Source organism: Streptomyces sp. NPDC058246 (assembly GCF_042881985.1).
Lineage (GTDB): Bacteria > Actinomycetota > Actinomycetes > Streptomycetales > Streptomycetaceae > Streptomyces.
This window is the reverse complement of sequence record NZ_JBHVWZ010000008.1, coordinates 161,430-184,968: the sequence shown is the minus strand read 5'-3', so window position 1 is coordinate 184,968 and position 23,539 is coordinate 161,430. Positions and strand designations below refer to the sequence as shown.

Annotated in this window: 21 protein-coding genes; 12 read left to right on the top strand and 9 right to left on the bottom strand. The window is 71.7% G+C overall.

The window, feature by feature from the left end; translation table 11 throughout:
* The first annotated feature begins 144 nt into the window (after window positions 1–144).
* Window positions 145–2,727, top strand: a complete 2,583-nt coding sequence (locus tag ACFVXA_RS14805) for a Tat pathway signal protein (protein WP_390025174.1) — start codon at window positions 145–147, stop codon at window positions 2,725–2,727.
* A gap of 5 nt (window positions 2,728–2,732) precedes the next feature.
* A complete protein-coding gene (locus ACFVXA_RS14800) occupies window positions 2,733–3,359 on the top strand; it encodes a hypothetical protein (RefSeq protein WP_390025172.1) in 627 nt (208 codons plus the stop codon).
* A gap of 58 nt (window positions 3,360–3,417) precedes the next feature.
* On the opposite strand, the gene ACFVXA_RS14795 is transcribed toward ACFVXA_RS14800, so the two are convergent.
* From ACFVXA_RS14795 to ACFVXA_RS14785, 3 genes are all read right to left on the bottom strand, one after another.
* The gene (locus ACFVXA_RS14795; protein WP_384019660.1) at window positions 3,418–4,917 is read right to left on the bottom strand and encodes an MFS transporter; all 1,500 of its coding nucleotides are present in this window, start codon (window positions 4,915–4,917) and stop codon (window positions 3,418–3,420) included.
* 104 nt (window positions 4,918–5,021) lie between these two features.
* Window positions 5,022–6,002 (bottom strand): zinc-binding dehydrogenase, encoded by a 981-nt coding sequence (locus ACFVXA_RS14790; RefSeq protein WP_390025170.1) that lies wholly within the window; start codon window positions 6,000–6,002, stop codon window positions 5,022–5,024.
* A gap of 111 nt (window positions 6,003–6,113) precedes the next feature.
* Complete coding sequence (locus tag ACFVXA_RS14785; protein ID WP_383739028.1) at window positions 6,114–7,301, bottom strand: FAD-dependent oxidoreductase; 1,188 nt, start codon at window positions 7,299–7,301, stop codon at window positions 6,114–6,116.
* 233 nt (window positions 7,302–7,534) lie between these two features.
* Here ACFVXA_RS14785 and ACFVXA_RS14780 point away from each other — a divergent pair, with 233 nt between their 5' ends.
* On the top strand, window positions 7,535–8,296 hold the full coding sequence (locus ACFVXA_RS14780; protein ID WP_383900692.1) for a pentapeptide repeat-containing protein: 762 nt from the start codon (window positions 7,535–7,537) through the stop codon (window positions 8,294–8,296).
* A 52-nt stretch (window positions 8,297–8,348) separates the two neighbouring features.
* Window positions 8,349–8,642, top strand: coding sequence for a hypothetical protein (locus ACFVXA_RS14775; protein WP_390025168.1), 294 nt, complete (start codon window positions 8,349–8,351; stop codon window positions 8,640–8,642).
* Window positions 8,643–8,681: 39 nt separating this feature from the next.
* Here ACFVXA_RS14775 and ACFVXA_RS14770 read toward each other — a convergent pair whose 3' ends face one another.
* Window positions 8,682–9,182, bottom strand: coding sequence for a hypothetical protein (locus tag ACFVXA_RS14770; RefSeq protein ID WP_362016828.1), 501 nt, complete (start codon window positions 9,180–9,182; stop codon window positions 8,682–8,684).
* A gap of 497 nt (window positions 9,183–9,679) precedes the next feature.
* Here ACFVXA_RS14770 and ACFVXA_RS14765 point away from each other — a divergent pair, with 497 nt between their 5' ends.
* Window positions 9,680–11,101: a M1 family metallopeptidase gene (locus ACFVXA_RS14765; RefSeq protein ID WP_389752507.1), complete on the top strand. Its 1,422-nt coding sequence runs from the start codon at window positions 9,680–9,682 to the stop codon at window positions 11,099–11,101.
* Window positions 11,102–11,419: 318 nt separating this feature from the next.
* Here ACFVXA_RS14765 and ACFVXA_RS14760 read toward each other — a convergent pair whose 3' ends face one another.
* Entirely contained in the window at window positions 11,420–11,995 is a 576-nt protein-coding gene (locus tag ACFVXA_RS14760) for a TerD family protein (protein ID WP_362016824.1), read from the bottom strand.
* 168 nt (window positions 11,996–12,163) lie between these two features.
* Here ACFVXA_RS14760 and arfB point away from each other — a divergent pair, with 168 nt between their 5' ends.
* Window positions 12,164–12,601, top strand: coding sequence for an alternative ribosome rescue aminoacyl-tRNA hydrolase ArfB (gene arfB / locus ACFVXA_RS14755; protein ID WP_384396447.1), 438 nt, complete (start codon window positions 12,164–12,166; stop codon window positions 12,599–12,601).
* Window positions 12,602–12,697: 96 nt separating this feature from the next.
* Complete coding sequence (locus tag ACFVXA_RS14750) at window positions 12,698–13,594, top strand: sigma-70 family RNA polymerase sigma factor (protein WP_389466948.1); 897 nt, start codon at window positions 12,698–12,700, stop codon at window positions 13,592–13,594.
* 38 nt (window positions 13,595–13,632) lie between these two features.
* Here ACFVXA_RS14750 and ACFVXA_RS14745 read toward each other — a convergent pair whose 3' ends face one another.
* The gene (locus ACFVXA_RS14745) at window positions 13,633–14,196 is read right to left on the bottom strand and encodes a flavin reductase family protein (RefSeq protein ID WP_362016818.1); all 564 of its coding nucleotides are present in this window, start codon (window positions 14,194–14,196) and stop codon (window positions 13,633–13,635) included.
* Window positions 14,197–14,663: 467 nt separating this feature from the next.
* Between ACFVXA_RS14745 and cdgB the strand changes: the two genes are divergently transcribed.
* Complete coding sequence (cdgB, locus tag ACFVXA_RS14740; protein ID WP_362016816.1) at window positions 14,664–16,370, top strand: diguanylate cyclase CdgB; 1,707 nt, start codon at window positions 14,664–14,666, stop codon at window positions 16,368–16,370.
* A 117-nt stretch (window positions 16,371–16,487) separates the two neighbouring features.
* A complete protein-coding gene (locus ACFVXA_RS14735) occupies window positions 16,488–17,486 on the top strand; it encodes a carbohydrate-binding protein (protein WP_362016814.1) in 999 nt (332 codons plus the stop codon).
* A 13-nt stretch (window positions 17,487–17,499) separates the two neighbouring features.
* Here the strand turns inward: ACFVXA_RS14735 and ACFVXA_RS14730 are convergent, their stop codons facing one another.
* From ACFVXA_RS14730 to ACFVXA_RS14720, 3 genes are all read right to left on the bottom strand, one after another.
* Entirely contained in the window at window positions 17,500–18,429 is a 930-nt protein-coding gene (locus tag ACFVXA_RS14730) for a 1-phosphofructokinase family hexose kinase (RefSeq protein ID WP_390025165.1), read from the bottom strand.
* A gap of 143 nt (window positions 18,430–18,572) precedes the next feature.
* Window positions 18,573–19,757: an N-acetylglucosamine-6-phosphate deacetylase gene (nagA, locus tag ACFVXA_RS14725; RefSeq protein ID WP_390025163.1), complete on the bottom strand. Its 1,185-nt coding sequence runs from the start codon at window positions 19,755–19,757 to the stop codon at window positions 18,573–18,575.
* Complete coding sequence (locus ACFVXA_RS14720) at window positions 19,757–20,707, bottom strand: ROK family protein (protein WP_362016808.1); 951 nt, start codon at window positions 20,705–20,707, stop codon at window positions 19,757–19,759. Before ACFVXA_RS14720 ends, nagA begins: the two co-directional genes overlap by 1 nt.
* A gap of 189 nt (window positions 20,708–20,896) precedes the next feature.
* Between ACFVXA_RS14720 and ACFVXA_RS14715 the strand changes: the two genes are divergently transcribed.
* From ACFVXA_RS14715 to otsB, 3 genes are all read left to right on the top strand, one after another.
* The gene (locus ACFVXA_RS14715; RefSeq protein WP_362016933.1) at window positions 20,897–22,117 is read left to right on the top strand and encodes an extracellular solute-binding protein; all 1,221 of its coding nucleotides are present in this window, start codon (window positions 20,897–20,899) and stop codon (window positions 22,115–22,117) included.
* 56 nt (window positions 22,118–22,173) lie between these two features.
* Window positions 22,174–22,410, top strand: a complete 237-nt coding sequence (locus ACFVXA_RS14710) for a DUF3263 domain-containing protein (protein WP_362016806.1) — start codon at window positions 22,174–22,176, stop codon at window positions 22,408–22,410.
* Between the two features lie 239 nt (window positions 22,411–22,649).
* Window positions 22,650–23,504, top strand: coding sequence for a trehalose-phosphatase (gene otsB, locus ACFVXA_RS14705; protein ID WP_362016804.1), 855 nt, complete (start codon window positions 22,650–22,652; stop codon window positions 23,502–23,504).
* The last annotated feature ends 35 nt before the right edge of the window (window positions 23,505–23,539 follow it).

Here is a 23,539-nt window from a genome sequence, read left to right as displayed (position 1 = left end):
GGCATGCGGCACGTTTGGCTCGCGGCCCCGCCCAAGGCCACGAGTGCTGTGTCAGACCTGTGTGCGAACATCGCCTCATTGACCATTCGTTGACCATTGGTCCGGGGGGACTCGATGCCTGCGATGCCTGACGCCTGTCCGCGCGTGAGACGCACGCCCGCCTTGGTGGTGCTGCTCGCGCTCACCCTCCTCGTCGCGCTGCTGACGTCGTCGGCCGGTACCGCCCGTGCCGCGGCACAACCGGCCGCCGACACCGACTGCGCGCCGCTCGCGCTCGCGCCGTTCGGGGATCCGGGCGACGCGATCGGCAAGGCCACCGTCGCGCCGGAGGGAAGCGCCTGCTTCACCGTCGCGGTCACCGAGCCCGGCCTGCACCTGGTGTCGCTGGACGACAGCCACAACGAGGCGCACCGGCAGGTCTACGCCGCCGACGGCACCGAAGTGGACTGCTACGGAAGCGAGTTCGCCACACAGGGCATGTGCGACCTGGCCGCCGCCGGCACCTACACCGTCAAGGTGAGCAACAGCGGCTGGGAGGACGAGGACACCGCCGTCAGCGTCGTCCCGCTCGGCTCCACGAGGGGCTGCGCGGACGGGACGGGCACCGGCTGGGACCTGCCGACCGTGAGCCGGACGTCCGTGACGCCCGTCGAGGTCGACTGCCAGCCGTTCGACGCGAAGCCCGGCGAGCGGATCCGGCTCACCCACGGCACCAAGGTGTACGGCGAGGACGTCGCCTGGATCACCGACGGGTCCGGCTCCCGGATCTGCCCGCACTTCCCCGAGGACGGCGAGGACAGCTGCGTGCTGCCCGGCGACGGCCCCTACCGGGTGCTGTCCCAGGTCTCGGGCGGCGAGAAGGGCTTCCCCGCCGAGTTCGCCGTCAAGGTGCGCCGCCTGAACGACCCGCAGGGCTGTCGCACCGCGCCGGTCCGGCCCTACGGTCCCCTGGAGCAGCAGGACTTCACCACCAACCCCTGCCACACCTTCACCGCCGGCAAGGCGGGCTCGTACCTCGTCCACGCCGTGGACCAGGACGGGAACACCGGCCCGGTCCGTGTGTACGACGCCTCCGGCCGGACGGTGTGCTGGGCCGAGGACCCGTGCCGAATCCCGGACGCGGGCACGTACACCGCGGTCCTGGACGGCTCGTACCCCTACCCCGGCTCCCCGCAGGGGCTGATCGTCCTCGACCGCGCCTCCGACTCCGGCTGCGTGGCGACCGGGATGGGCCTCCACAAGGGGGAGCTGAGCTCGGCGGGGCAGTACGACTGCCTGACGCTGTCCGCGCCGCGGGGCGCCTCGGTCGCCGCGCTCACCCCGCTCTCCTCGGCCGGGGTCCACGCCGAGGTGGAGGTCCTCGACCGGGACGGCACCGCGCAGTGCGACGCGGAGAAGCTCGCGAACGGCGACTGCGCGCTCACCGGTACCGCTCCCTACCGGGCGCTGGTGCACACCGACGACGGCGGCGAGGACGCGACGGGGACGTACGCCGTCGACTTCCGCCGCACGGACGCCGAGAGCGACTGCCCGGCGCTGCCCGCCGGAAGCTTCGCCGACGGCGGGGCCAAGGCCACGCTCGCCACCGGCGACGGCGTCTTCGCGCACTGCCTGAGCATTCCCGCGGGCGCCCACACGGGCACGGAGGTCTTCCAGTTGATCGCCACCTCCGGCGGGGTCGCGGCGAAGTTCTCGGTGGTCGACTCCACCGGCAGGAAGGTCTGCGACCGCTTCGCCACCACCAACGGCTGGACCGTGTGCGGCCTCACCCCCGGCAAGGCCCACACGGTGCTCGTCACCGGCCGGGACCAGGCCGCCACGTACACCTTGACCCGGCGTGACGTGACCGCGAGCGCCGACTCGGCGGGCTGCGCGAGGACGGCCGCCGCGAAGGTCGGCGGTCCCTCCGTGACCGGCGCGTACGACACCCCCGGCACCCTGCGCTGCCACCAGGTCACCACCGGCGCCGCCACCGACGTCGTGCACATCGACGTCCGGGACGCGCTGGGCACCGCCAACATCGCGGTCCTGGGCGGGGACGGCACCGTCGAGTGCTCCTTCCGCAACCGCTCCTGCGCGGCCACCGGCTCCACCACCCACCAGGTGCTCGTGCAGACCCCGGTCAATCTGAAGGCCGCGCCCGAGTACCACCTGGACGCCCTGCGCATCGCCGGCGCCGACGGGCCGGCGCCCGAGTGCACCAGGGTCCCCTCGGTCGCGTACGGGTACGGGCCGATCACCGGCACGCTCGACGAGTCGCACACCGCCGTGTGCGCGGTGCTGCCCACCGCGGGCTTCGACCACTTCGACGCCGAGATCACCGACACCACCGGCACCTCCACCACGGCGGTACCGGCGCTCTACAACAGCTCCTGGACCAACGGCTGCTCGCTGTACATCCCGAGCGGCTACCGCTGCTCGTCGGGCGGTTCGTCCGCCGGGAGCAGCCCGAGCGTGTTCGTCCTCGGACTGCCGGAGAAGGCGTCCAGCACCTCCTACAGCGCGCGGCTGGCGTGCTCGTCCGTGCTGTGCGGTCCCGACCGCGTCGATGTCACCGCGATCAGTCCCACCACGGCGGTGGGCGGGACGAAGCCGACGCTGACCATCACCGGCACCGCCCTCAGCACCGGCGCCACCGTCCGGCTCTCCAAGAGCGGCAGCACCCTCACCGCGAAGACCCTGTCCGTCTCCGCGGACAACCGGACCGTGACGGCCTCCCTCACCTGACCGGCGTGGCTGCCGGCACCTGGAGCGTCAGCGTCATCCAGGGCGGCACGGAGTACCAGCGCGGCAGCTTCACCGTCACCCGGCCCGAGCTGACGAACACCGCCGTGCCCAAGGTGACGGGCACGGCCGCTGTCGGCGTCAAGGTCGCGGCGGCGAACGGGAGTTGGTCGGCGGCGCCGTCCTCGTACACCTACCAGTGGAAGGCGAACGGCACCGCGATAGCGGGCGCCACGGCCTCGACGTACCAGATCCCGGCCGCGCTGCTCGGCAAGAAGCTGACCGTGACCGTCACGGCCGTCAAGAGCGGCTGGACGAGCGGGACGGCGACCTCGGCGGCGGTCACCGTGGCCAAGGGGACGGCCCCCAAGGCGACGAAGGCGCCGGCGATCAGCGGCACGGCGAAGGTCGGCAGGACACTGACGACGAGCAAGGGCACCTGGAGCCCGGCCGCCACTTCGTACGCGTACCAGTGGTACGCGAACGGCAAGGCGATCACCGGTGCCACCAAGTCCACGCTGGTGCTGAAGTCGGCCCAGGCGGGCAAGAAGATCACCGTGAAGGTGATCGCGCACCGCACCGGTCACCAGGACGGGTCGGCGGTGAGCAAGGCGACGAAGGCGGTCGCTCGGTGAGTCCGTCCGTGTGTGGGCCGGGCTCACGGCGCCGACTCCCGCTGCCGTGAGCCCGGGCTCAGGGCACCGACTCGGGCACGGGCGCGCCCCTCGGTGCGTGTTTCGGGGCCTTGGCCGTGACCATCAGGCCCGCGATCAGGGCGGCCAGCAGCATGATGCCGACGGCCCACCAGATGGCGACGGTGTAGCCGTGGACGACGCCCTCCTTCACGATCTGCGCCTGCTGGGCGGGGTTGTGGAGGTGGGCGGCGATGTACGCCGTGCCGCTGGTGGTGGCGATGGTGTTCAGCAGGGCCGTGCCGATCGAACCGCCCACCTGCTGTGAGGTGTTGACGGTCGCGGAGGTCACGCCCGCGTCCCGCGGGGCGACCCCGGCGGTGGCGGTGGCGAAGACCGGCATGAAGGTCAGGCCCATGCCGAGGCCCATCAGGATCATCCCCGGCAGCAGATGCCCCGTGTAGTCGGAGCCGGTGGTCAGCCGGGTGAAGACGAGCATGCCGCCGGCCGCGAGGATCATGCCCGGGACCATCAGCATGCGCGGTGCGACGTGTTGCAGCAGCCGGGCGGATATCTGCGTCGAGCCGATGACGATCGCGACGGTCAGCGGCAGGAAGGCCAGGCCGGTCCGCACGGGCGAGTAGCCGAGGATGACCTGGAGGTAGTAGGTCAGGAACAGGAACATGCCGAACATGCCGATGACGGCGAGCGCCATCGTCAGGAAGCAGCCCGCGCGGTTGCGCTCCTTGACGATGTGCAGGGGCAGCAGCGGGCTCGGCGCCTTCGCCTGCCAGAGGACGAAGACGGTCAGGAGGACGACGCCGATCGCGAACAGCGACAGCACCAGCGGGTCCGTCCAGCCGCGCGGCTCCGCCTCGCTGAAGCCGTAGACGATCGCGACCAGTCCGCCGCAGCCGAGCAGCGCCCCCGGTACGTCGAGCCGGGCGCCGGAGGTGCCGGGGCGGTCGCGCAGCAGCGCGAACGCGCCGACGACCGCGACGACGGCGATGGGCACGTTGACGTACAGGCACCAGCGCCAGTTCAGGTACTCGGTCAGCAGACCGCCCGCGATGAGGCCGATCGCCGAACCCGAGCCCGCCAGCGCACCGTAGACGCCGAAGGCCTTTCCCCGCTCCTTCGGGTCGGTGAAGCTGGTGGTGAGCAGGCTGAGCGCGGAGGGGGCCAGCACCGCGGCGAAGGCGCCCTGGAGCGCGCGGGCGCCGAAGAGCATGCCAGAGCTGGTGGCCGCGCCGCCCAGCGCGGACGCGACCGCGAAGCCGACGAGGCCGAAGACGAAGGTGCGCTTGCGGCCCACGAGGTCGGCGATCCGGCCGCCGAGCAGCAGAAGCCCGCCGAAGGCCAGCGTGTACGCCGTGATGACCCACTGCCGGTTGCCGTCGGACATGCCCAGATCGCGCTGTGCGGAAGGGAGCGCGATGTTCACGATGGTCGCGTCCAGCACCACCATCAGCTGTGCGAGAGCGATGATCACCAGGCCCCACCAACGGTGGGGATCGGCGCCGACGCGGACCTCGGGTTCACCTGTTCGGGTGACACTCACCCGGCCAGAAGACCATGAAACGGGTCGTATCGCATCTTCGGGTGGCGTGCCTGGGGGTGCCGGTCCCTTCGGGCTTCCGGTCGGGCTACCGCTCGGGCTTCCGGTCATGGCTCCAGTACCACCTTTCCGGTCGTCCCGCGGGTTTCCAGGGCCCGGTGCGCGGCGGCCGCCTCGGCGAGCGGGAAGCGGGTGACGGCCGGGGTGAGACGGCCCGCGGCGGCTTCGCTGAGGGCCCGAAGTTCCAGCGTGCGTACGGGGTTCGGGCCGCCCGCCTTCCGCATCATCACGGGGCCGAGGACCTGCTCCGACACACCGTCGACGAGGTACGGGGAGCCGTCCCGGATGCCCTCGCCGGACCAGCCGAAGACGATGTGCTTGCCACCGGGGGCGAGGAGGGCGACGGCGGCGCGGGCGACCTCGCCGCCGACGCCGTCGAAGACAACGGTGGCCGGCCGGTCCCCGAACCGGTCGCGGACCCGCTCCGGCCACCCGGGATCGCGGTAGTCGACGGCCAGATCGGCGCCGGTCTCGCGCACCCGGGCCACCTTCTCCGGGCCGCCCGCGAGGCCGATCACGGTGGCGCCCGCGTGCTTCGCGTACTGCACGAGGAGGGTGCCGATGCCGCCGGCGGCCGCGGGGACGACGGCCACGGAATCGGGGCCGAGCTCGGCGAACTGCAGGATCCCCAGAGCCGTACGACCCGTTCCGATCATGGCGACGGCCTGCGCGAAGTCCAGGTTCTCGGGGATCTCGTGGACGCGGTCGACATCGGTGACGGCCAGTTCGGCGTATCCACCCGGGGCGAAGCCGAGGTGGGCGACCACGCGCTTGCCGAGCCAGAGTCCGGCGACGCCCTCGCCGAGCGCCTCGACGGTGCCGGCGACCTCGCGGCCGGGGACCGTCGGCAGCGGTGTGGGTGCCGGGGCCGGTCCCTGGGCACCCTCGCGCAGGGCCGCGTCCAGGAGGTGGACGCCCGCGGCGGCCACGGCGATACGGACCTGGCCGGGGCCCGGGTCGGGGTCCTCCACCTTCTCGTAGGTGAGGTTCTCGGCCGGGCCGAAGGCGTGCAGGCGGATGGCGTGCATGGTGGGTTCCCCCGTCGTCAGTGGCCGTTGTCAGTGGCCGTTGTCAGTCGTCGTTGTCAGTGGTCGTCGTCAGTCGTCGTCGGCGCGGTGTGAGAAGCCCAGGATTCAACCTCAAGCTTGCTTGAGGTCAAGGTCTTCCCGGATCCTGAAGTCGGGGCGTTCCCGGCTCCTGAGGGCCAGCGCGACGGCTTCGAGGGCGCTGTTGAAGGAGACCTCGGAGAGCACGCCGGGGGCGGCGACCTGGTCGCCCGCGAGGTAGACGCCGTCGCCGCGGTCGACGGCGGGCCGGTCGCGCCAGCTGGTCCCCGGCAGGTCCACCGCGCCGGTACGCCCCTGCGCCACAGCCTCCCGCCGCCAGGTCACGCGCTCGCGCCAGCCCTCGAACGCGAGGTCGAGCAGGCGCTCGGCGCGGGCGACGCCGTCGGCCTTGGACTCGTGCGGGGCGATCGGGAACTGGCCCTGGACGAGCTGCTCGCCGGCCGGGGCGAGGGTGCGGTCCTGCGCCGTGAACCGTTCGATCCAGCCGGGCGCGTCCAGGTCGGCGACGGCGAACGCGTCGCCGCGCCGGGTGCGGACGGCCAGGTCGACGAGGGCGGTACGGCCGCCGGTCCAGGTGAGGGAGTCGTCCTTGAGGAGGCGGCGGGCGGAGGCGAGGGAGGTGGCGACGACGACGGGGCCGTTCCGGGGCAGCGTGTCGACCCTGGCCAGGGTCTCCATGCGCACGCCGAGATTCCATGCCCGGGCGGCCATGCGGTCGATGACACTCGCCCAGCCACCCCTCGGGTAGTGCGCCTCCGGGGGCAGCTTCGTGGCACGGCGCAGCCGCTCCTGCACGAACGCGGCCGAGAGTGAACCGGGGTCGTGGTGGAAGAGGGCGACCGCCGAGTAGAACGCGGCGGCCCGGGCCCCTTCCTCTCCGGCCTGTTCGGTGGCCCACGTCAGGAAGTCGACGTCCACGGGCGCCTGTTGGGAGGAGCGGCGCAGCAGCTTGAGCATCGCCAGGGGCGGGGTGCGGCGCAGGACGCCCCGGTGGCGCAGCCGCAGCCTGGCGGCTTCCAGGGGCGGGATCGGGGCGAGCGGCCCGATCAGGTCCCGCTGTTTGAGCCAAGTCCAGTGCGGGCCGCCGCTGTAGAGGGCGTGCGGGCCCTCGTTCGTCCGGTACGGGCCGTCGGCGGTGCGGGCCCGGCCGCCGAGCGTGTCGTGCGCCTCGTGCACGGTGACCTTGACGCCCGCCTCGGCGGCGGTGATGGCGGCGGTGAGTCCGGCGAGGCCGCCGCCGATGACGGTGATGCGGTGCATGCGGTGCATGGTCGGGCGGTCTCCCTCGGGTTGGGGTGTGCTTGGGACCGTGGTTCGGGCCGTGGTTCGGGCGGTGCCTGGGGTCGTGCTTCGGGCCGTGCTTGGGGTCGTGCTCGCGGCCCTGCGGGGGTCGCCTTTCTGCGAGTACGACCGGTCGAGGGCCCCGAAATGTGACGTCGGCGGTGTCTTCGCAGGTCAGGGGGATTGTCAGTGGCGGCGGGCAGTATGGGGTCATGGCGAGGCGAGCGGCGGGTGGGACCGGTGGGCGCGGTGCGAGTGGCGGGACGGGGGTGAAGGGGACCGGGACGGGGGTGAAGGGGTCCGGGGCGGGAGTGAAGGCGGCGCGACGGCCGGAGGTGCGGCTGCCGCCGTTGGAGCCGTACGACGGCTTCGGCCTCGAGCCGGACGGGGACTACGACGGGCTGGAGTTCCGGGAGGCCGACTTCGCCGGGCAGGACGGCGCAGGCGCGCGCTTCATGGACTGCGCGCTGACGGGCTGCGCCCTGGACGAGACGCGGCTGCACCACGCCCGCTTCCTGGACTCCGTCCTGACGGGCATCCGGGGCGTGGGCACGGACCTCGCCGAGTCGACCCTGCGCGACGTCGAGTTGGTGGACGCACGGCTGGGCGGAGTGCAGCTGCACGGCTCCGTCATGGAGCGGGTCCTGATCCGCGGAGGCAAGATCGACTACCTGAACCTGCGCGCGGCCCGCCTCAAGGACGTCGTCTTCGAGGGCTGCGTCCTGGTCGAGCCGGACTTCGGGGGCGCCCGTCTGGAGCGCGTGGAGTTCGTCGACTGCGTCCTGAAGGGCGCGGACCTCACCGACGCGACCCTCACGGACGTGGACCTGCGCCGGGCCGCGGAGCTGGACATCGCGCGGGGGGTGGGCCGTCTGACGGGCGCCGTGATCAGCCCGGCCCAGCTGCTGGACCTGGCGCCGGTGCTGGCGGCGGAGATCGGGCTTCGGGTGGACGGCGGTACGGCGGAGGGGTGAGGGGCGAGGCGTGGGGGGCGTCGTACGTCGGTTCGATAGAGGGGTGAGGCAAGTGGGTTCGTTCTACGGGAACGTGCTGGTGGCGCGGGCGTACGAGGAGGTCGTGCCGCTGCTCGCGGCGGCGGCCGAGGTGGAGCGGGCGGTCGGGGTCATGGGGGAGTGGCCCGAGCCCGTCGGCGCCGACCCCGACGTCCATGGGGGACCTGCCCCACGGGACGTCGGCGGACGAACTGGCCCTGCTGGGCGGGGCGGTGCGGCCCGCGGGCTCTCCCAACCACGAGGAGGAAACACCATGTTGAGTGTCACCGAGGGGCTCTTCAAGGAGGTCGTGGCCGAGTCCCTGTAGGCCGGGTGGTCGGCGCACGTCAGCGCATGTCAGCCCACGTCAACGCACGCGGGGGAAGCGGGCCTGGAGGCTCCAGATCGCCGGGTTCTCGGCGAGGTCGTCGTGCAGGTCGGTGAGGTCGGAGATCAGGTCGTGCAGGAAGTCACGTGCCTCGCGGCGGAGTGCGGAGTGGGAGAAGGTCAGCGGTTCCTCGTCGCCCGGCATCCAGTCGGCCTCGATGTCCACCCAGCCGAAGCGGCGCTCGAAGAGCATGCGGTCGGTCGACTCGGTGAAGTCGAGCTCCGCGTACTGGGGCCGCGAGGCCCGGCTGCCGAGCGGGTCCTGATCGAGCTGCTCCACGATGTCGCACAGCGCCCACGCGAAGTCGAGCACCGGCACCCATCCCCAGGCTGTGGACAGCTCTCGGTCCGCCTTGGTGTCGGCGAGATAGACGTCCCCGCAGAAGAGGTCGTGCCGCAGCGCGTGGACGTCCGCGCGGCGGTAGTCGGTCTGCGGGGGGTCGGGGAAGCGGTTGGAGAGGGCGTAGCCGATGTCGAGCACGTAGGTGATGGTGTCATGGCCTCGGGCGACCTCGGCGCGGCCGGGGAGAGGCCAGGCCCCTGCGCCGCAAGGCCCTGGGATGAGGGCCTTGCGGCGCAGGAGGGGGCGAGTGGGCGCTGGTCGTCGACGAGCGTCGAGGAAGGGTTTTGGCCTGAGGCGGGTCGGAGGCGCGGGTCATGGCCCGGACGAGCCCGGCACGGGCGTCGGAAGGTCGTCGCGGGCGGGTGGTCGTGGCCTCCGGGGAGGGCCTCATGGACAGGGGGGACCGCAGGCGCAGGGCCACGGCTCCGTCCGGGGTCCGCTCTTCCTCGGCGGGGCGCGGGTGTGCGGTCGTGGCGCTCGGGGGCGGGGCAGGGGATTACGGCTCGGATGATCACAGGCGTGCGGTGATGATGGCCCCGGGGCAAGGGCCTTGCGGCCCGGCCCGAGGGGAGCCCCGCATGGACGAGGGCCGTGCGGCCCGCGCCTGAAGGGGCCCCGCATGGACTCGTAGGATCATGAGTGTGCCCCGATCTTCCGTCGCCGTCCCCTTTGCCCTGGCGTTCGTCGCCGCCCTTGGTCTCTCCGCGTGCGGTGGAGGAGGCGGGGTGCACGGCAAGCCCGGGGCGGCCGGTGTCCGTGACCCGTACTTCCCGAAGATGGGCAACGGCGGATACGACGTCAGCCACTACGGCCTGACGCTCTCCTACGACCCCAAGGCGCGGCAGCTCGTCGGCACGGCGGAGATCACGGCGCGGGCCACCCAGGGCCTCAGTGCGTTCGACCTCGACCTCAAGGGGCTGGATGTCTCCGGGGTCACCGTCGAGGGCAAGAAGGCCCGCTGGAACCGGGCCGGCCAGGAGCTGACCGTGCGCCCGCACGACGACCTCGACAAGGGAGAGACGTTCCGCGCGACGGTCCGCTACTCGGGCACCCCCGAGACGATCACCGATCCGGACACCTCCGAGGAGGGCTGGCTGCGCACGGCCGACGGCGCCCTCGCCCTCGGCGAACCCACGGGTTCGATGGCGTGGTTCCCCGGCAACCACCACCCCTCCGACAAGGCGTCGTACGACGTAAGGATCACGGTTCCGGAGGGACTGACGGCAGTCTCCAACGGCGAGTTGACCAGCGAGACGACCAGCGGGGGCCGTACGACCTTCGCCTGGCACACGGCCGAACCGATGGCGAGCTATGTCGCGACGCTGGCGATCGGCAGGTACGACATCACGCGGAGCACGACGAAGAACGGCCTGCCGGTGTATGTCGCCGTGGACCCGACGCAGAGCGCGGCGAGCAAGAAGGTCCTGGCGAAAATCCCGGAGATCATGGACTGGGAGGAGTACAACTTCGGCCCGTACCCGTTCTCCTCCACGGGTGCCGTCGTCGACCGCCCCAAGGACGCGGGCTACGCCCTGGAGACCCAGACCCGCCCCGTCTTCCCGGGCGCCCCCGACACCGGGACCCTCGTCCACGAACTGGCCCACCAGTGGTACGGCGACTCGGTCACCCCCACGTCCTGGCGGGACATGTGGCTCAACGAGGGCTTCGCCACATACGCGGAGTGGTTGTGGCAGGAGGACCACGACGGCTACACGGCCGACGAGATCTTCGACTCCCTCTACAAGGGCGACTATTACGACGACCCCGCGCAGAACAAGGCCATCTGGGCCTTCCCCCCGGCCAAGCCGTCCAGCGCGGCCCACATCTCCGACAGCCCCGTCTACGAGCGCGGTGCCATGGTCCTGCACAAGATCCGCCGGACCGTCGGCGACGATACGTTCTACGACATCATCCAGGGCTGGGCCGCCACCCACCGTCACGCCAACGCGGACACCGCCGAGTTCACGGCATACGTGGAGAAGAAGGCCCCGGGCAAGGACTTCAGCGAGATCTGGAAGGACTGGCTGTACGGCGACGGCAAGCCGGCCCACCCGTGAGGCCGCGGACGCCCGGACCCCGCGAGGGTCGCGGTCTGGGCCGGACCACCGCGAGGCTCGCGGTCCGGGCCGGGCCCCCGTGAGGCCGTCGATCGGCGGGTCGCCCGTGAGGCCGTCGACCGGCGGGTCACCCGCGAGGCTCGTGGGCCCACACGGCCGAGGAAACCGCGTGAAACCGCACGTCCGCCTGTCCGGGGAAGTCTCCCCGGGCAGGCGGACGTTGAATGTGCAGTGTGCCGCGGTGGGTGTCGGACGTTCACACCCGGGCGTCAGGTGTCAGACGCCAGGTGTCAGACGCCAGATGTCAGACGCCAGATGTCAGACGCTCACGCCGAAGTCCTGGGCGATGCCGACCAGGCCCGACGCGTAGCCCTGGCCGACGGCGCGGAACTTCCACTCGGCGCCGTTGCGGTAGAGCTCGCCGAAGACCATCGCCGTCTCCGTCGCCGCGTCCTCGGACAGGTCGTAGCGGGCGATCTCGGTGCCGCCGGCCTGGTTGACGATGCGGATGTAGGCGTTGCGGACCTGGCCGAAGTTCTGCGAGCGGGTCTCGGCGTCGTAGATGGAGACCGGGAAGACGATCTTGTCGACGTCGGCGGGGAGGCCCGCCAGGTTGACGTTGATCGCCTCGTCGTCGCCCGCGCCCTCGCCCGTGCGGTTGTCACCGGTGTGGACGATGGTCTGGTCCGGGGTCTGCTTGTTGTTGAAGAAGACGAAGTGGGCGTCCGAGTAGACCTTGCCCTGCTGGTTGACCGCGATGGCCGAAGCGTCGAGGTCGAAGTCGGTGCCCGTGGTGCTGCGGACATCCCAGCCGAGACCCACGGTGACGGCGGTCAGGCCCGGAGCCTCCTTGGTGAGCGAGACGTTGCCACCCTTGGACAGGCTTACAGCCATTGTTGGGAGTCCCTTCCCTCGTTGCGTACTACGGGCTTCGTACTGGGGACGAAGCTACCGTCACCCCTATGAACGCCAAGGGGGGTCCCCGAGGTTCCGTATCCCTTTACTTTCTTTACCCACGGCGCGCCGAAAACCGGGTGACGTGGACCGGACAGACACGGGACCATGGACGGCATGTCCGGTCCTTACGTCATTCGCGGCTCCGTCTCCCTTCCGGAGGCCGAGCTCATGTGGCGTTTCTCGCGGTCCGGTGGACCCGGCGGACAGCATGTGAACACCAGTGATTCGCAGGTGGAACTGCGGTTCGATCTCGCGAAGACGGAGGCGCTGCCGTCGGTGTGGAAGGAGCGCGCGCTCGCCAAGCTCGCGGGGCGGCTCGTCGACGGGGTGATCAGCGTCCGCTCCTCCGAGCACCGGTCCCAGTGGCGCAATCGTGAGACCGCCGCGGTGCGGCTCGCCTCGCTTCTCGCCGAGGCCACCGCCCCGCCCCCCAAGCCCCGCCGGGCCACCCGAATCCCCCGCGGAATCAACGAACGCCGGCTGCGCGAGAAGAAGCAGCGCTCCGACACCAAGCGGGGACGCACCGGCCGCGACTGGGGCTAGAACCTCTCCGCCCTACACCGCACCCCCGTTCTCGTCACATCTGCCCTCCGTAGTCCGTCAACCCACTGACGGACCACCCACGAGGAGATGTGACGGATGAGCGACAGCGGTTTTCCCGAGAGGAACGAGAGCGAGTTCCTCGCCGAGCGTTTCGAGTCGCACCGCGGTCATCTGCGCGCCGTCGCCTACCGCATGCTCGGGTCGCTCGCCGAGGCCGACGACGCCGTGCAGGAGGCCTGGCTCAAGCTGAGCCGGGCCGACGCGAGCCGGGTCGACAACCTCGGCGGCTGGCTGACGACCGTCGTGGGGCGGGTCTGCCTGGACATGTTGCGTTCGCGCAGGACGCGTGGCGAGGAGCCTTTGGAGGAGCGGCCGGGCGTGCGGATGCCGGAACCGGTGCTCAGCCCCGTCAGCGGCGTCGACCCCGAGCAGGAGGCGCTGCTCGCCGACTCGGTGGGCCTCGCCCTGCTCGTCGTCCTGGAGCAGCTCGCGCCCGCCGAGCGGCTCGCCTTCGTGCTGCACGACCTGTTCGCCGTGCCGTACGAGGAGATCGCGCCCATCGTGGGCCGTACGCCGGCGGCCTCCCGGCAGCTCGCCAGCCGCGCCCGGCGCCGGGTCCAGGGCGGGGCGCCCGCGCCGGATCCGGACCTCGCCCGGCAGCGGGCGGTCGTCGACGCGTTCCTCGCGGCGGCGCGCGACGGTGACTTCGACGCGCTCGTCGCGGTGCTCGACCCGGATGTGGTGGCGCGCTCGGAGGGCGGCGTGACGGCCGGCGCCGTCGCCGTGGCCTCGGGGGCGAGTGGCTTCGCCCACCTGGCCCGTATCGCGCAGCCCGCCCTCGTCAATGGTGCGGCAGGTGTCGTGGTGGTCGCCGAGGGACGCCCGGTCGGCGTTCTCGCCTTCACCGTCGTTCACGGCCGGATCGCCGTGATCGACATCCTCAACGACCCGGAGCGGCTGGCCGGACTCGACGTCACGGTCCTCGACCAGTAGGACCGCGGGGGGACCGGTCGGGCGGCCTCAGCCCGGCCTCAGCCCAACTGCCGGTACCGGCCCTTGAAATGCAGCAACGGGCCCCCGTCCGCGCTCGGCACCTCCGCCGTCAGGACGCGGCCGACGACGAGCGTGTGGTCGCCCGCGGCCACCCGCTGCTCCGTACGGCACTCCAGGGTCGCCAGGGCGCCGCCCACCAGGGGCGCCCCGGCCGCCTCGCCACGGACGTACGGGATGTCCTCGAAGAGCAGCCGGTCGCTGATGCGGCCCTTCATGGCGAAGCGGCCCGCGATGTGGCGCTGGCTCTCGGAGAGCACGGAGACGGCCCACAGGGGCTGTTCGTCGAGCAGGTCGTCCATACGGGAGCCCTCGCGCAGGCTGACCAGGACGAGCGGCGGGTCCAGGGAGACGGACATGAAGGCCGTCGCGGTCATACCGACGTCGTCGCCGCCGGGGCCGTCCGGGTCCAGCGCGGGCTCGTGCGCGGTCACCAGGACCACGCCCGCGGCCAGCCGGGACATGGCGGCGCGGAACTCGTCGTTGCTCACCCCCTCAGCATGCACGGACGGGGAGGGCGGAGCGGCAGAGGGAGTGTTCAGCACGCCAAGACGCTAGTCTCCGGCTCCGGCGCGGCACATCGGACCTCGGCCCGAACCGGGTCCTAGGACCGAGGACGGAGACGTCCGTCGCTCGGCCGCACTCGTCGATCACTCGTTCACGCTCGGCACGCTCGGCACGCTCCGGGCAGTCGGCGCACTCGGCGATACTCGTCACGACTCATCGCGCTACTCATCCACGCTCAGCCGCACTCGTCCGCCGAACACAATCAGTCACAGCCTCTGCACAGCTACCTGCGATGCGTTCAGTAAACGCACCCGGAAAATGCAGAAACCCTCCTCAATTGCTCACGTTCGCCTGTGACTTGAGTCACAGGAGCCATATTTTGTTGACCCTGTGTACCGAGTGGGCAGCGCGCTGTGATTCAGTGGCGGGAAGCTAGGCAAGAAGCTACCAAGTAGTAAGCCGAAGAGAACCCTGGAGTTGCTGCGAGGTCTCGAGGGGAGGGCGAATGGAGACCGAGTCGGAGCCCTACGTCCGTCTTGCGACCCTGCGGCAACTGCATCAGGTGATGGCGGATATGAACACCGCCCGCAGCCTGGCCGACACGCTGCAGACGGTCGCCGACGGCGTGGTCACCGGTCTCGGCTACGAGCTGGCGTGTGTCAACCTCGTACGCCCGGACGGCGATCTCGTGGTCGCCGCGCTCGCCGGCAACTCCGCCGCCGAGGCCCTCATCACCGGCCGCGTCGGCTCCCGCACCTCCTGGGACCGCCGGCTGACCATGGGCGAGGCCTGGGGCGACCTGCGCTTCATCCCGCACACCGAGGGCTGGGTCCTCGACGAGGACGACGTGCCGCAGTGGTACACCGACGGTCCCGCGCCCCGCTTCGAGGACGAGTGGCACCCCTCCGACCGCCTCTTCGCGCCGATGTACACCCCGGGCATCTCCGGCGGTGGCACGGGCGAGCTGATCGGCGTCCTGTCCGTGGACCGGCCGCGCAACGGGCGGCGGCCCGGCGCGTGGGGGCGCGAGGCGCTCCAGATGTACGCCTTCCAGGCCGCCATCGCGATCAGCAACGCGCGTCTACGAGCCAATATGCAGCGCGCGCTGGTTCGCCTGGAGCGGGAGCAGCAGGCGCTGCGCGCCAGCGAGGAGAGCTTCCGGCAGGCCTTCGAGTACGCCCCCTCCGGCATGGCGATCGCCGAGATGGGCGGCGACCAGCACGGCCGCATACTGCGCACCAACGACGCCCTGTGCCGCCTGCTCGGCCGCCCCGCCTCCGCGATGCGCCGCTACTCCTTCTCCGACCTCGTGCACCCCGAGGACATCGGCACCCTGCTCAGAACGTCCGCCGAGGGTGGCCGGGCCGAGCTGCGGCTCGGGCGCCGCGACGGCACGTACGTCTGGGTCCACCTGCGCAACTCCGTCGTCGCGGACGCCGCCGACGGCCCCCGCTTCCTGCTCACCCACGTCGAGGACATCGAGGAGCGCAAGCGCCGCGAGCTCCAGCTCGCCCACCGCGCCTCGCACGACGCGCTCACCGGCCTGCCGAACTCCGCCGAGCTGCGCTCCCGGCTCGGCGCCCGCCTCTGCCAGCGCCCGCAGTCCCTGCCGCCCGGCGCGGTCGCCTCGCTGGACGCGGCGTACGGGCACGGGCAGTACGCGGAACTGCCGGGCGGCGCGTTCGAGGGGAACGGGCATCCCGCGTACGACGGCAACGGCCACGGTTTCGACTTCCGGCCCGGCTCCGAGGCGTACGACGCCTTCGACCACCACGTGCACACGATCGCGCCCGAGGGCGAGACGGACGACGGGACCAAGGGCCTCGCGGTGCTCTTCTGCGACCTCGACGGCTTCAAGTCGATCAACGACCGGTTCGGGCACAACGCGGGGGACGCAGTTCTCATCGAAGTCGCCAGACGCCTGACCCACGGCGTCCGGGACGGTGACACGGTGGCCCGGCTCGGCGGCGACGAGTTCGTGGTGCTCGCCGACGGGCTCGGCCGGGCCGACGCCCAGGACCTCGCCGTACGGCTGCGGAACGCGATCATTCCGCCCATCAGGGTCGATGGCCGGGCCGTCCGGGTGGGCGCCAGCTTCGGCATCGGGTGGGCACACTGCGGCATGACGGCGGACGAGGTGTTGAAATCCGCTGACGAGCGGATGTACGTCGAGAAACGTTCTCGTCCCAAAGCTCACAGGCGCGCCGGATAAATCGCAGGTCAGTGCGTTGATGCGGTGAAGACCCCCCGTTTGGCCCAGCGAGAGCGGGTAGGCTCGCCATTCATCCGTGTACCGCATCTGTACCGCACCTGTTGAGGAGACCAAGGGATGACGCCCGGCAACAACGGCGCGAGCACGCCCGAGGACGACGACCCGTTCGGCTATCTCTACGCCGACGGTCAGGCCAATGGAGCCACCCCGCCCAGCGGAGGTGGCGGCTACGGCTACCCCGGCTCGGTCAACCGGGTGCGGGCGGTCGGCGAGCGCCAGTACGGCCAGCAGACCCAGGCCGGCTACGGCCAGCAGACCGCCGCGTACGGGCAGCAGGCGCCGACCGCGCAGTACGGCCAGGTCCCGCAGCAGCAGGCGTACGGCCAGCAGCCCGGATACGGGCAGCCGAACGCGCACTACGCGGCGCCCGAGACCGTCGGCGGCGCGCCCACCACCCGCACGCCGCTGCCCGGCGACGGCGGCGGACGTGGCCGCGGCCCCAACACCAAGGGCCTCCTCATCGGCGCGATCGCCGTGGTCGCCGCGGTCGTCATCGGCATCGGCGTGGCGATGCTCGGCGGCAATGCGGACGACAACAAGTCCGACAACGTGACGGGCTCGACCCCCTCGACCTCGCAGAGCGACTCACCAAGCGCGTCGGCGTCGCAGAGCTCCGGTTCCGCCGCGGAACTGCCGAAGATCGACGCGAAGGCGCTGAACCTGGGGACCGGCGTGACGACGGCATCCGACGTCACGGGCGCGAGCGCCGACGGCGGTGTCTACGTGCAGGGCCTCAACAACGTCGGCGCCTCGGTCACCTGGACCGTCAACGGCATTCCCAAGGACGGTCTCTACACCCTCTTCGCGGGATACAGCGCGACCGGCGAGGACCAGTCGATGACGCTCACCGTCAACGGCAAGCCGTTCGGTACCAAGCTGAACCTGTCCAACTTCACGCATGCCGCCGACGGCGACTTCGCGAAGGGCTGGACCCAGACGTTCGCGTATCCCACCCTCAACAAGGGCACCAACACGATCTCCATCTCCTGCCAGGCCGGCGACAAGTGCAATGTCCTGCTCGACCAGTTGTCGCTGAAGGCGGGCAAGGCCAAGTAGCAGCAGGGGGGCTCTAGGCCGCCGTCGCGTCGCCCGTCACCGCTATCTGGCCCACCAGCGTCTCGTACGCCGAGCGGTCGAACTCGCCCGCCACGGGGGACAGTACGGTCGCCGTGGAGGGGGCGACGGCACGCGCGAGGCGGTCCGGCCACGGCAGGTGCTCGACCAGGCCGGAGAGCAGGCCCGCGACCGCGGAGTCGCCCGCGCCGGTCGGGTTGCCGGGTACGCGACGGGGCGGGGTGGCGCGCCAGCGGCCGTCCGCGTTGACCGCGAGGAGGCCCTCCGCTCCCAAAGAGGCCACGACCGTGTGGGCGCCGCGCCTGCGGGCCTCCCGGGTGGCCTGCGACGGGTCGTGGGAGCCGGTGAGTTCGGCGAGTTCGTCGGTGTTCGGCTTGACGATGTCGGGGCGGGCGGCGATCCCGCGGCGCAGCGGTTCGCCGCTGGTGTCCAGCAGGACCGGGACCGCCGAGGCGCGGGCGGCGCGTATCAGATGGGCGTACGCGCCGACCGGCACGCCCGGCGGCAGGCTGCCGCACAGGGCCACCGCCGAGGCGGAGCGCAGCAGATGCTCGTACGCCTCCTGGAAGGCCGCCCACTCGGCGGGGGTGATCTCCGGGCCGGGCTCGTTGAGCTGGGTCGTGTCGCCCGTCGTGGCGTCGACCACCGCTATCGTGCGGCGCGTTGAGCCCGTCACCGGGATCAGCGCGTCCACCATGCCTGTCGTGTCCGTGAGTTGGTCCTGCACCGCGCGGCCCGTCGCGCCCCCCGTGAACCCCGTGACCGTCACCTCGTGGCCGAGGGCGGCGAGCACCCGGGCCACGTTCAGGCCCTTGCCGCCCGGGCGTTCGCTCACCTCGGTCACCCGGTGCGAGGAGTGCGGACGCAGGGACCGTACGCGATAGGTGATGTCGAGAGCGGTGTTCAGTGTGACCGTGAGGATCACCTGGGCCGACCTCCCCCGAAGAAAATCTGGACTGGACGCGCGGTACGCGCTTACCGGTTGTTCCGGAGGCTCGATCATGCCAAAGACAACGGCGGTCGGCCCAGTCCCCCGGGCCAACCGCCGTGCGGCAACAAAGGGGTGAATCACCCCAGTTGGGGATCGACCACCCATGCGCCCTTGCGCAGCACGCCCTTGAGCCCGAAGTCGGCGTCGAGAATCACCAGGTCGGCGTCCTTGCCCGGCTCCAGCGAGCCCACCTTGTCGTACATGCCGAGCAGTCGCGCGGGGTTGGCGCAGAGGGCCGCCACGACGTCCTCGACCGGCAGCCTGTCGATCGTCACCGCGCGCTGGAAGGCGCGGTCCTGGGTGAGCGTCGAGCCCGCGATCGAACCGCCCTCCACCAGGCGGGCGACCCCGTCCGCCACCTCGACCTCCAGCGGGCCGAGCATGTAGCGGCCGTCGCCGAAGCCCGCCGCGTCCATGGCGTCGGTGATGAACGCGACCCGGCCCGCGCCGGCGTGATGGAACGCCAGCTCCAGGGAGGCCGGGTGCAGATGCGTGCCGTCGTTGATCAGCTCGACCGTGACCCGCTCGTCCTCCAGGAGGGCGGCGATGGGGCCCGGGGCGCGGTGGCCGAGCGCCGGCATCGCGTTGAACAGGTGTGTCGCCACGGTCGCGCCCGCGTCGATGGCCTCCCGCGTCTGCTCGTAGGTCGCGTCCGTGTGCCCGATCGCCGCGATCACCCCGTGCTCGGCCAGCAGCCGCACGGAGTCGATGCCGCCCGGCAGTTCGGTGGCGAGGGTGACCATGCGGGCCTGCCCGCGGGCCGCGTCGATCAGCTTGCGGACCTCCGCCGGGTCCGGGTCGCGCAGCAGCTCCTCGGAGTGCGCGCCCTTGCGGCACGGCGAGATGAACGGCCCCTCGAAGTGGACGCCCGCGATGTCGCCCTGCTCGGCCAGCTCGGACAGCAGCCCGGCGCGCTGGGCCAGGCCGTGCATGTCGCCGGTGACCGTCGAGGCGACCACCGTGGTGGTGCCGTGCAGACGGTGCGTGTGGACGCCCTGGAGGACCTCCTCGACCGTCCCCGAGGTGAAGGACGCGCCGCCGCCGCCGTGGTTGTGCAGGTCGACGAAGCCGGGGACCAGCCAATGGCCGGAGAGATCGACCGTCCCGGTGTCCGCGGGAGCGCTCCCGGCGGCGCCGGCGGGCTCCGTGGGGGAGGGACCCGCCTCGACGATCCGCGCCCCGTTGACGACCACGCGGCCGCCGTCCACGATCCCGGTGGGCAGTACCACCCGGGCGCCGGCGAGAACCTTGCTAGGGGCCATCAGGTGGTTACCTCCGAGGTCACAGTGGAAGGGGTGGCGAGCAGGTCCCAGGCCAGCAGCCCGGCGCCCAGGCAGCCGGCCGTGTCCCCGAGGGCCGCCGGGACGAGGGACGGCAGCTTCTGGAAGGTGACGCGCCGCTCGACGGCGGCCCGCAGCGGTGTGAACAAGGTTTCCCCCGCCTCCGCCAGACCGCCACCGATGATCAGGGTGCGCGGGTCCAGCAGGGTGAGGGCGGTGACCAGTCCGTCGGCCAGCGCGTCGACGGCCTCCTGCCAGACCCGTACGGCCCGCTCGTCCCCGGACTCCACGGCCTTCGCGCAGTCGGCCGCGTCCGCCTGGGGATCACCGGAGGCCGTCGCCCAGGCCTGGCTGACGGCCGCCGCGGAGGCGAACCGCTCCAGACAGCCGCGCTGACCGCACGGACACGGGGTTCCCCCGGGGCGTACGACGATGTGGCCGATCTCGCCCGCGAAGCCGTGCGCGCCCTCCTCGACGCCGCCGTCGATGCCGATGGCGCCCGCGATACCGGTGCCGAGCGGGACGAACAGGAAACGGTCCGCGCCCCGGCCCGCGCCGATCCGGCCCTCCGCGAGCCCGCCCGTGCGCACGTCGTGCCCGAGCGCGACCGGTACGCCGCCCAGCCGGTCGCCGAGCAGCCGGCGCAGCGGTACGTCGCGCCAGCCGAGGTTGGCCGAGTACACCGCGATGCCGTGCTGAGCGTCGACGATGCCGGGGACGGCGACCCCGGCGGCGGACGCGGGCTCGCCGAAGCGCTGCTCGCCGTACGCGCGCAGCTCGGCGGCGAAGTCGAGGATCGTCCCGACGACGGCGTCCGGACCGCGCTCCCGGCCGGTCGCCCGGCGGGCCTGGTGGAGCAGGTCGCCGTCGGCGCCCACGAGGGCGGCCTTCATCCCGGTGCCGCCCACATCGAGGGCGATGACATGTCTCACGGGGGACAGTGTCGCCCCTTACCCCATGAGAGGTCTAGTCCACTCGCGTGGTGTAGACCTTGTATCCGCATTCCGAGACGGATGCAACGGACGCACAAGCAAATACGGCCAGGGGATGGCCGGGGGTTGGGAGACAGCGCAGTGCAGCGGCGTAGGACAGGACTGATCGCGGTGGCGTCTGCCATGAGCATGGCGGCGACCCTCGCGGGCTGCGGCGGCTCCGGCGGCGGTTCCTCGGACGTGACCCTCAGGCTGGTGGCCGCCGACTACGGCGACTCCAAGGCCACCAGCTCCCAGAAGTACTGGGACAAGCTGGTCAAGGAGTACGAGGCGGACCACCCGGGGGTCAAGGTCGAGGTCAGCGTCTACTCCTGGACCGACGTCGACCGCAAGGTCAAGGAGATGGTCGCGGCGGGCAAGGCGCCCGACATGGCGCAGATCGGCGCCTACGCCGACTACGCCGCGCAGGGCGACCTCTACAAGGTCGACGACCTGCTCTCCATACCCGCCGAGGCCAACTTCGTCCCGCAGCTCACGGACGCCGGCCAGACGAACCAGACGAAGTACGGCATGCCGTTCGCGTCCTCCACGCGGCTGCTCTTCTACAACAAGACGCTGTTCTCGCAGGCCGGGATCACCCCGCCGCGGAGCTGGAGCGAGCTCGCCGCCGACGCCAGGGCACTCAAGTCCAAGGGCGTGAAGTACCCGTACGCGCTGCCGCTCGGGCCCGAGGAGGCGCAGGCCGAGACGATGCAGTGGCTGCTGAGCGGCGGTGGCGGCTACACCGACGACGTCGGCACGTACTCCATCGACTCCACGCAGAACGTCCAGACGCTCACCTGGCTCAGGGACGAACTGGTCGGCAAGGGGCTCACCGGCCCGGTCGCGCCCGCGAAGCTGAACCGCGCGGACGCGTTCGCCGCGTTCGCGCGCGGTGAGGTCGGGATGCTCAGCGGGCATCCCACGCTGATGAAGATGGCCGCCGACAAGGGCGTGAAGTTCGGCATGGTGCCGATGCCCGGCACCAACGGCAGGGCCAAGTCCACCATGGGCGTCGCCGACTGGATGATGGCCTTCAAGAAGAACGGCCACGGCAAGCAGATCGGCGACTTCCTCGACTTCGTCTACAGCGACAAGAACGTGCTCGCCTTCTCCCACGAGTACGACCTGCTGCCCGTCACCACGTCCGCGTCCGACGCCATGGCCGTCGACCAGAACGACAAGGACCTCGCCCCGTTCCTGGACGAGCTGCCCTCCTCCGTGCTCTACCCCGTCGGCAAGACCTCCTGGGCCGGGATCAGCGCCGACATCAAGAAGGAGATCGCCAAGGCCGTGAGCCCCGGCGGCAGCCCGACCGGGGTGCTCGGCACGCTGCAGCTGAAGGCGACGACGGAGGACAGCGCGGCGTAGTGCCGCCGGCGCTGCTGTCGGCGGTGCTGTCGGTGGTGGGCGTTACGGTGCTGTCCATGGCCGCCATGGAAGAGCTCTCCCCGCGGGAGCAGGGCATCCTCGCCCTCGAACGCCGGGGCTTCCCCGGTCCCGGAGCCAAGGAACGAGCGATACGTGAGCAGCTCGGGCTGGCGCCGGTCCGCTACTACCAGCTCCTCAACGCCCTCCTCGACGACCCCCGTGCCCTCGCCCACGACCCGGTGACGGTGAACCGGCTGCGGCGGGTGAGGGAGGCGCGGCGGGGGGAGCGGTGACTGACTCGCCCCTCCCGCCCCTGCTCTCCCTCAATCTTTCGGCCTCGCTCGAGCAGGGAGATCCCGTCGTCCCTGAGGGCTGCCGCCCCCGGACCCCCCGCTTTGGCCTGAACGGCCTCGTCCTCAACACCGGACGGGCTGAAAGCAAACGCCGGACAGGCTGAAAACCTCCGGCGGGAAGCCGTCCGTGACCCGATGAGCCATGGGTGCGCCCGCCCTCGCGCGGATAGGGTCGCTGTATGGGCAGCCACCCGGAATCCACGGACTCCTTGCCGACCCCCGCGACCCCCGCCGGTCGCGACGGCCTCGACGCCATCCTCACGCACCCCGCACGGGCGGTGATCGCGCTCGACTTCGACGGGACCCTCGCCCCGATCGTCCCCGATCCCGAACAGGCCCGCGCCCACCCCGACGCGGTCCCCGCCCTGTCGGTCCTCGCCCCGAAGGTCGCCTCCGTCGCCGTGATCACCGGTCGCCCGGCCGGCGTAGCGGTCCGGCACGGCGGCTTCGCGGGAGTGCCGGGCCTGGAGCACCTGGTGGTCCTCGGCCACTACGGCGCCGAACGCTGGGACGCCGTGAGCGGCACGGTCACCGCCCCCGCCCCGCACCCCGGCGTCGCCGCCGTCCGCGCCGAGCTGCCCGGCTTCCTGGACACGATCGGCGCCTGGCAGGGCACCTGGATCGAGGAGAAGGGTCGCGCCGTCGCCGTGCACACCCGCCGCGCGAGCGACCCGCAGGCCGCCTTCGAAACGCTGCGCGAGCCCCTCACCGCCCTGGCCACCCGTCATGGCCTGATCGTCGAACCCGGCCGCATGGTTCTCGAACTCCGTCCCCCCGGCATGGACAAGGGCGTCGCCCTCCTGGAGTACGTCCGGGAGATCGGCGCCGAATCCGTCCTCTACGCCGGCGACGACCTGGGCGACCTGCCCGCCTTCGCCGCCGTGGACAAGCTCCGTTCCGACGGCATCGCCGGCCTCTTGGTCTGCAGCGGCAGCTCCGAGGTCGCCGAACTCGCGGACCGGGCCGACCTGGTGGTGGACGGCCCACCTGGCGTCGTACGACTGCTCCGCGCGCTCGCGGCACAACTGGACTGATCGACACCGACGCCGGACGGGTCGCGGACCCCGCT

Coding starts and splice junctions, on each gene's coding strand:
- ACFVXA_RS14790 (WP_390025170.1), bottom strand. CDS start 6,002: ATGCACGCCATCCGCCTGCACGCCTTCGGCCCGGCCGAGAACCTCACC.
- ACFVXA_RS14785 (WP_383739028.1), bottom strand. CDS start 7,301: ATGCACCGCATCACCGTCATCGGCGGCGGCCTCGCCGGACTCACCGCC.
- ACFVXA_RS14780 (WP_383900692.1), top strand. CDS start 7,535: ATGGCGAGGCGAGCGGCGGGTGGGACCGGTGGGCGCGGTGCGAGTGGC.
- ACFVXA_RS14765 (WP_389752507.1), top strand. CDS start 9,680: ATGAGTGTGCCCCGATCTTCCGTCGCCGTCCCCTTTGCCCTGGCGTTC.
- ACFVXA_RS14760 (WP_362016824.1), bottom strand. CDS start 11,995: ATGGCTGTAAGCCTGTCCAAGGGTGGCAACGTCTCGCTCACCAAGGAG.
- arfB (WP_384396447.1), top strand. CDS start 12,164: ATGGACGGCATGTCCGGTCCTTACGTCATTCGCGGCTCCGTCTCCCTT.
- ACFVXA_RS14750 (WP_389466948.1), top strand. CDS start 12,698: ATGAGCGACAGCGGTTTTCCCGAGAGGAACGAGAGCGAGTTCCTCGCC.
- cdgB (WP_362016816.1), top strand. CDS start 14,664: ATGGAGACCGAGTCGGAGCCCTACGTCCGTCTTGCGACCCTGCGGCAA.
- ACFVXA_RS14735 (WP_362016814.1), top strand. CDS start 16,488: ATGACGCCCGGCAACAACGGCGCGAGCACGCCCGAGGACGACGACCCG.
- nagA (WP_390025163.1), bottom strand. CDS start 19,757: ATGGCCCCTAGCAAGGTTCTCGCCGGCGCCCGGGTGGTACTGCCCACC.
- ACFVXA_RS14715 (WP_362016933.1), top strand. CDS start 20,897: ATGGCGGCGACCCTCGCGGGCTGCGGCGGCTCCGGCGGCGGTTCCTCG.
- ACFVXA_RS14710 (WP_362016806.1), top strand. CDS start 22,174: ATGGCCGCCATGGAAGAGCTCTCCCCGCGGGAGCAGGGCATCCTCGCC.
- otsB (WP_362016804.1), top strand. CDS start 22,650: ATGGGCAGCCACCCGGAATCCACGGACTCCTTGCCGACCCCCGCGACC.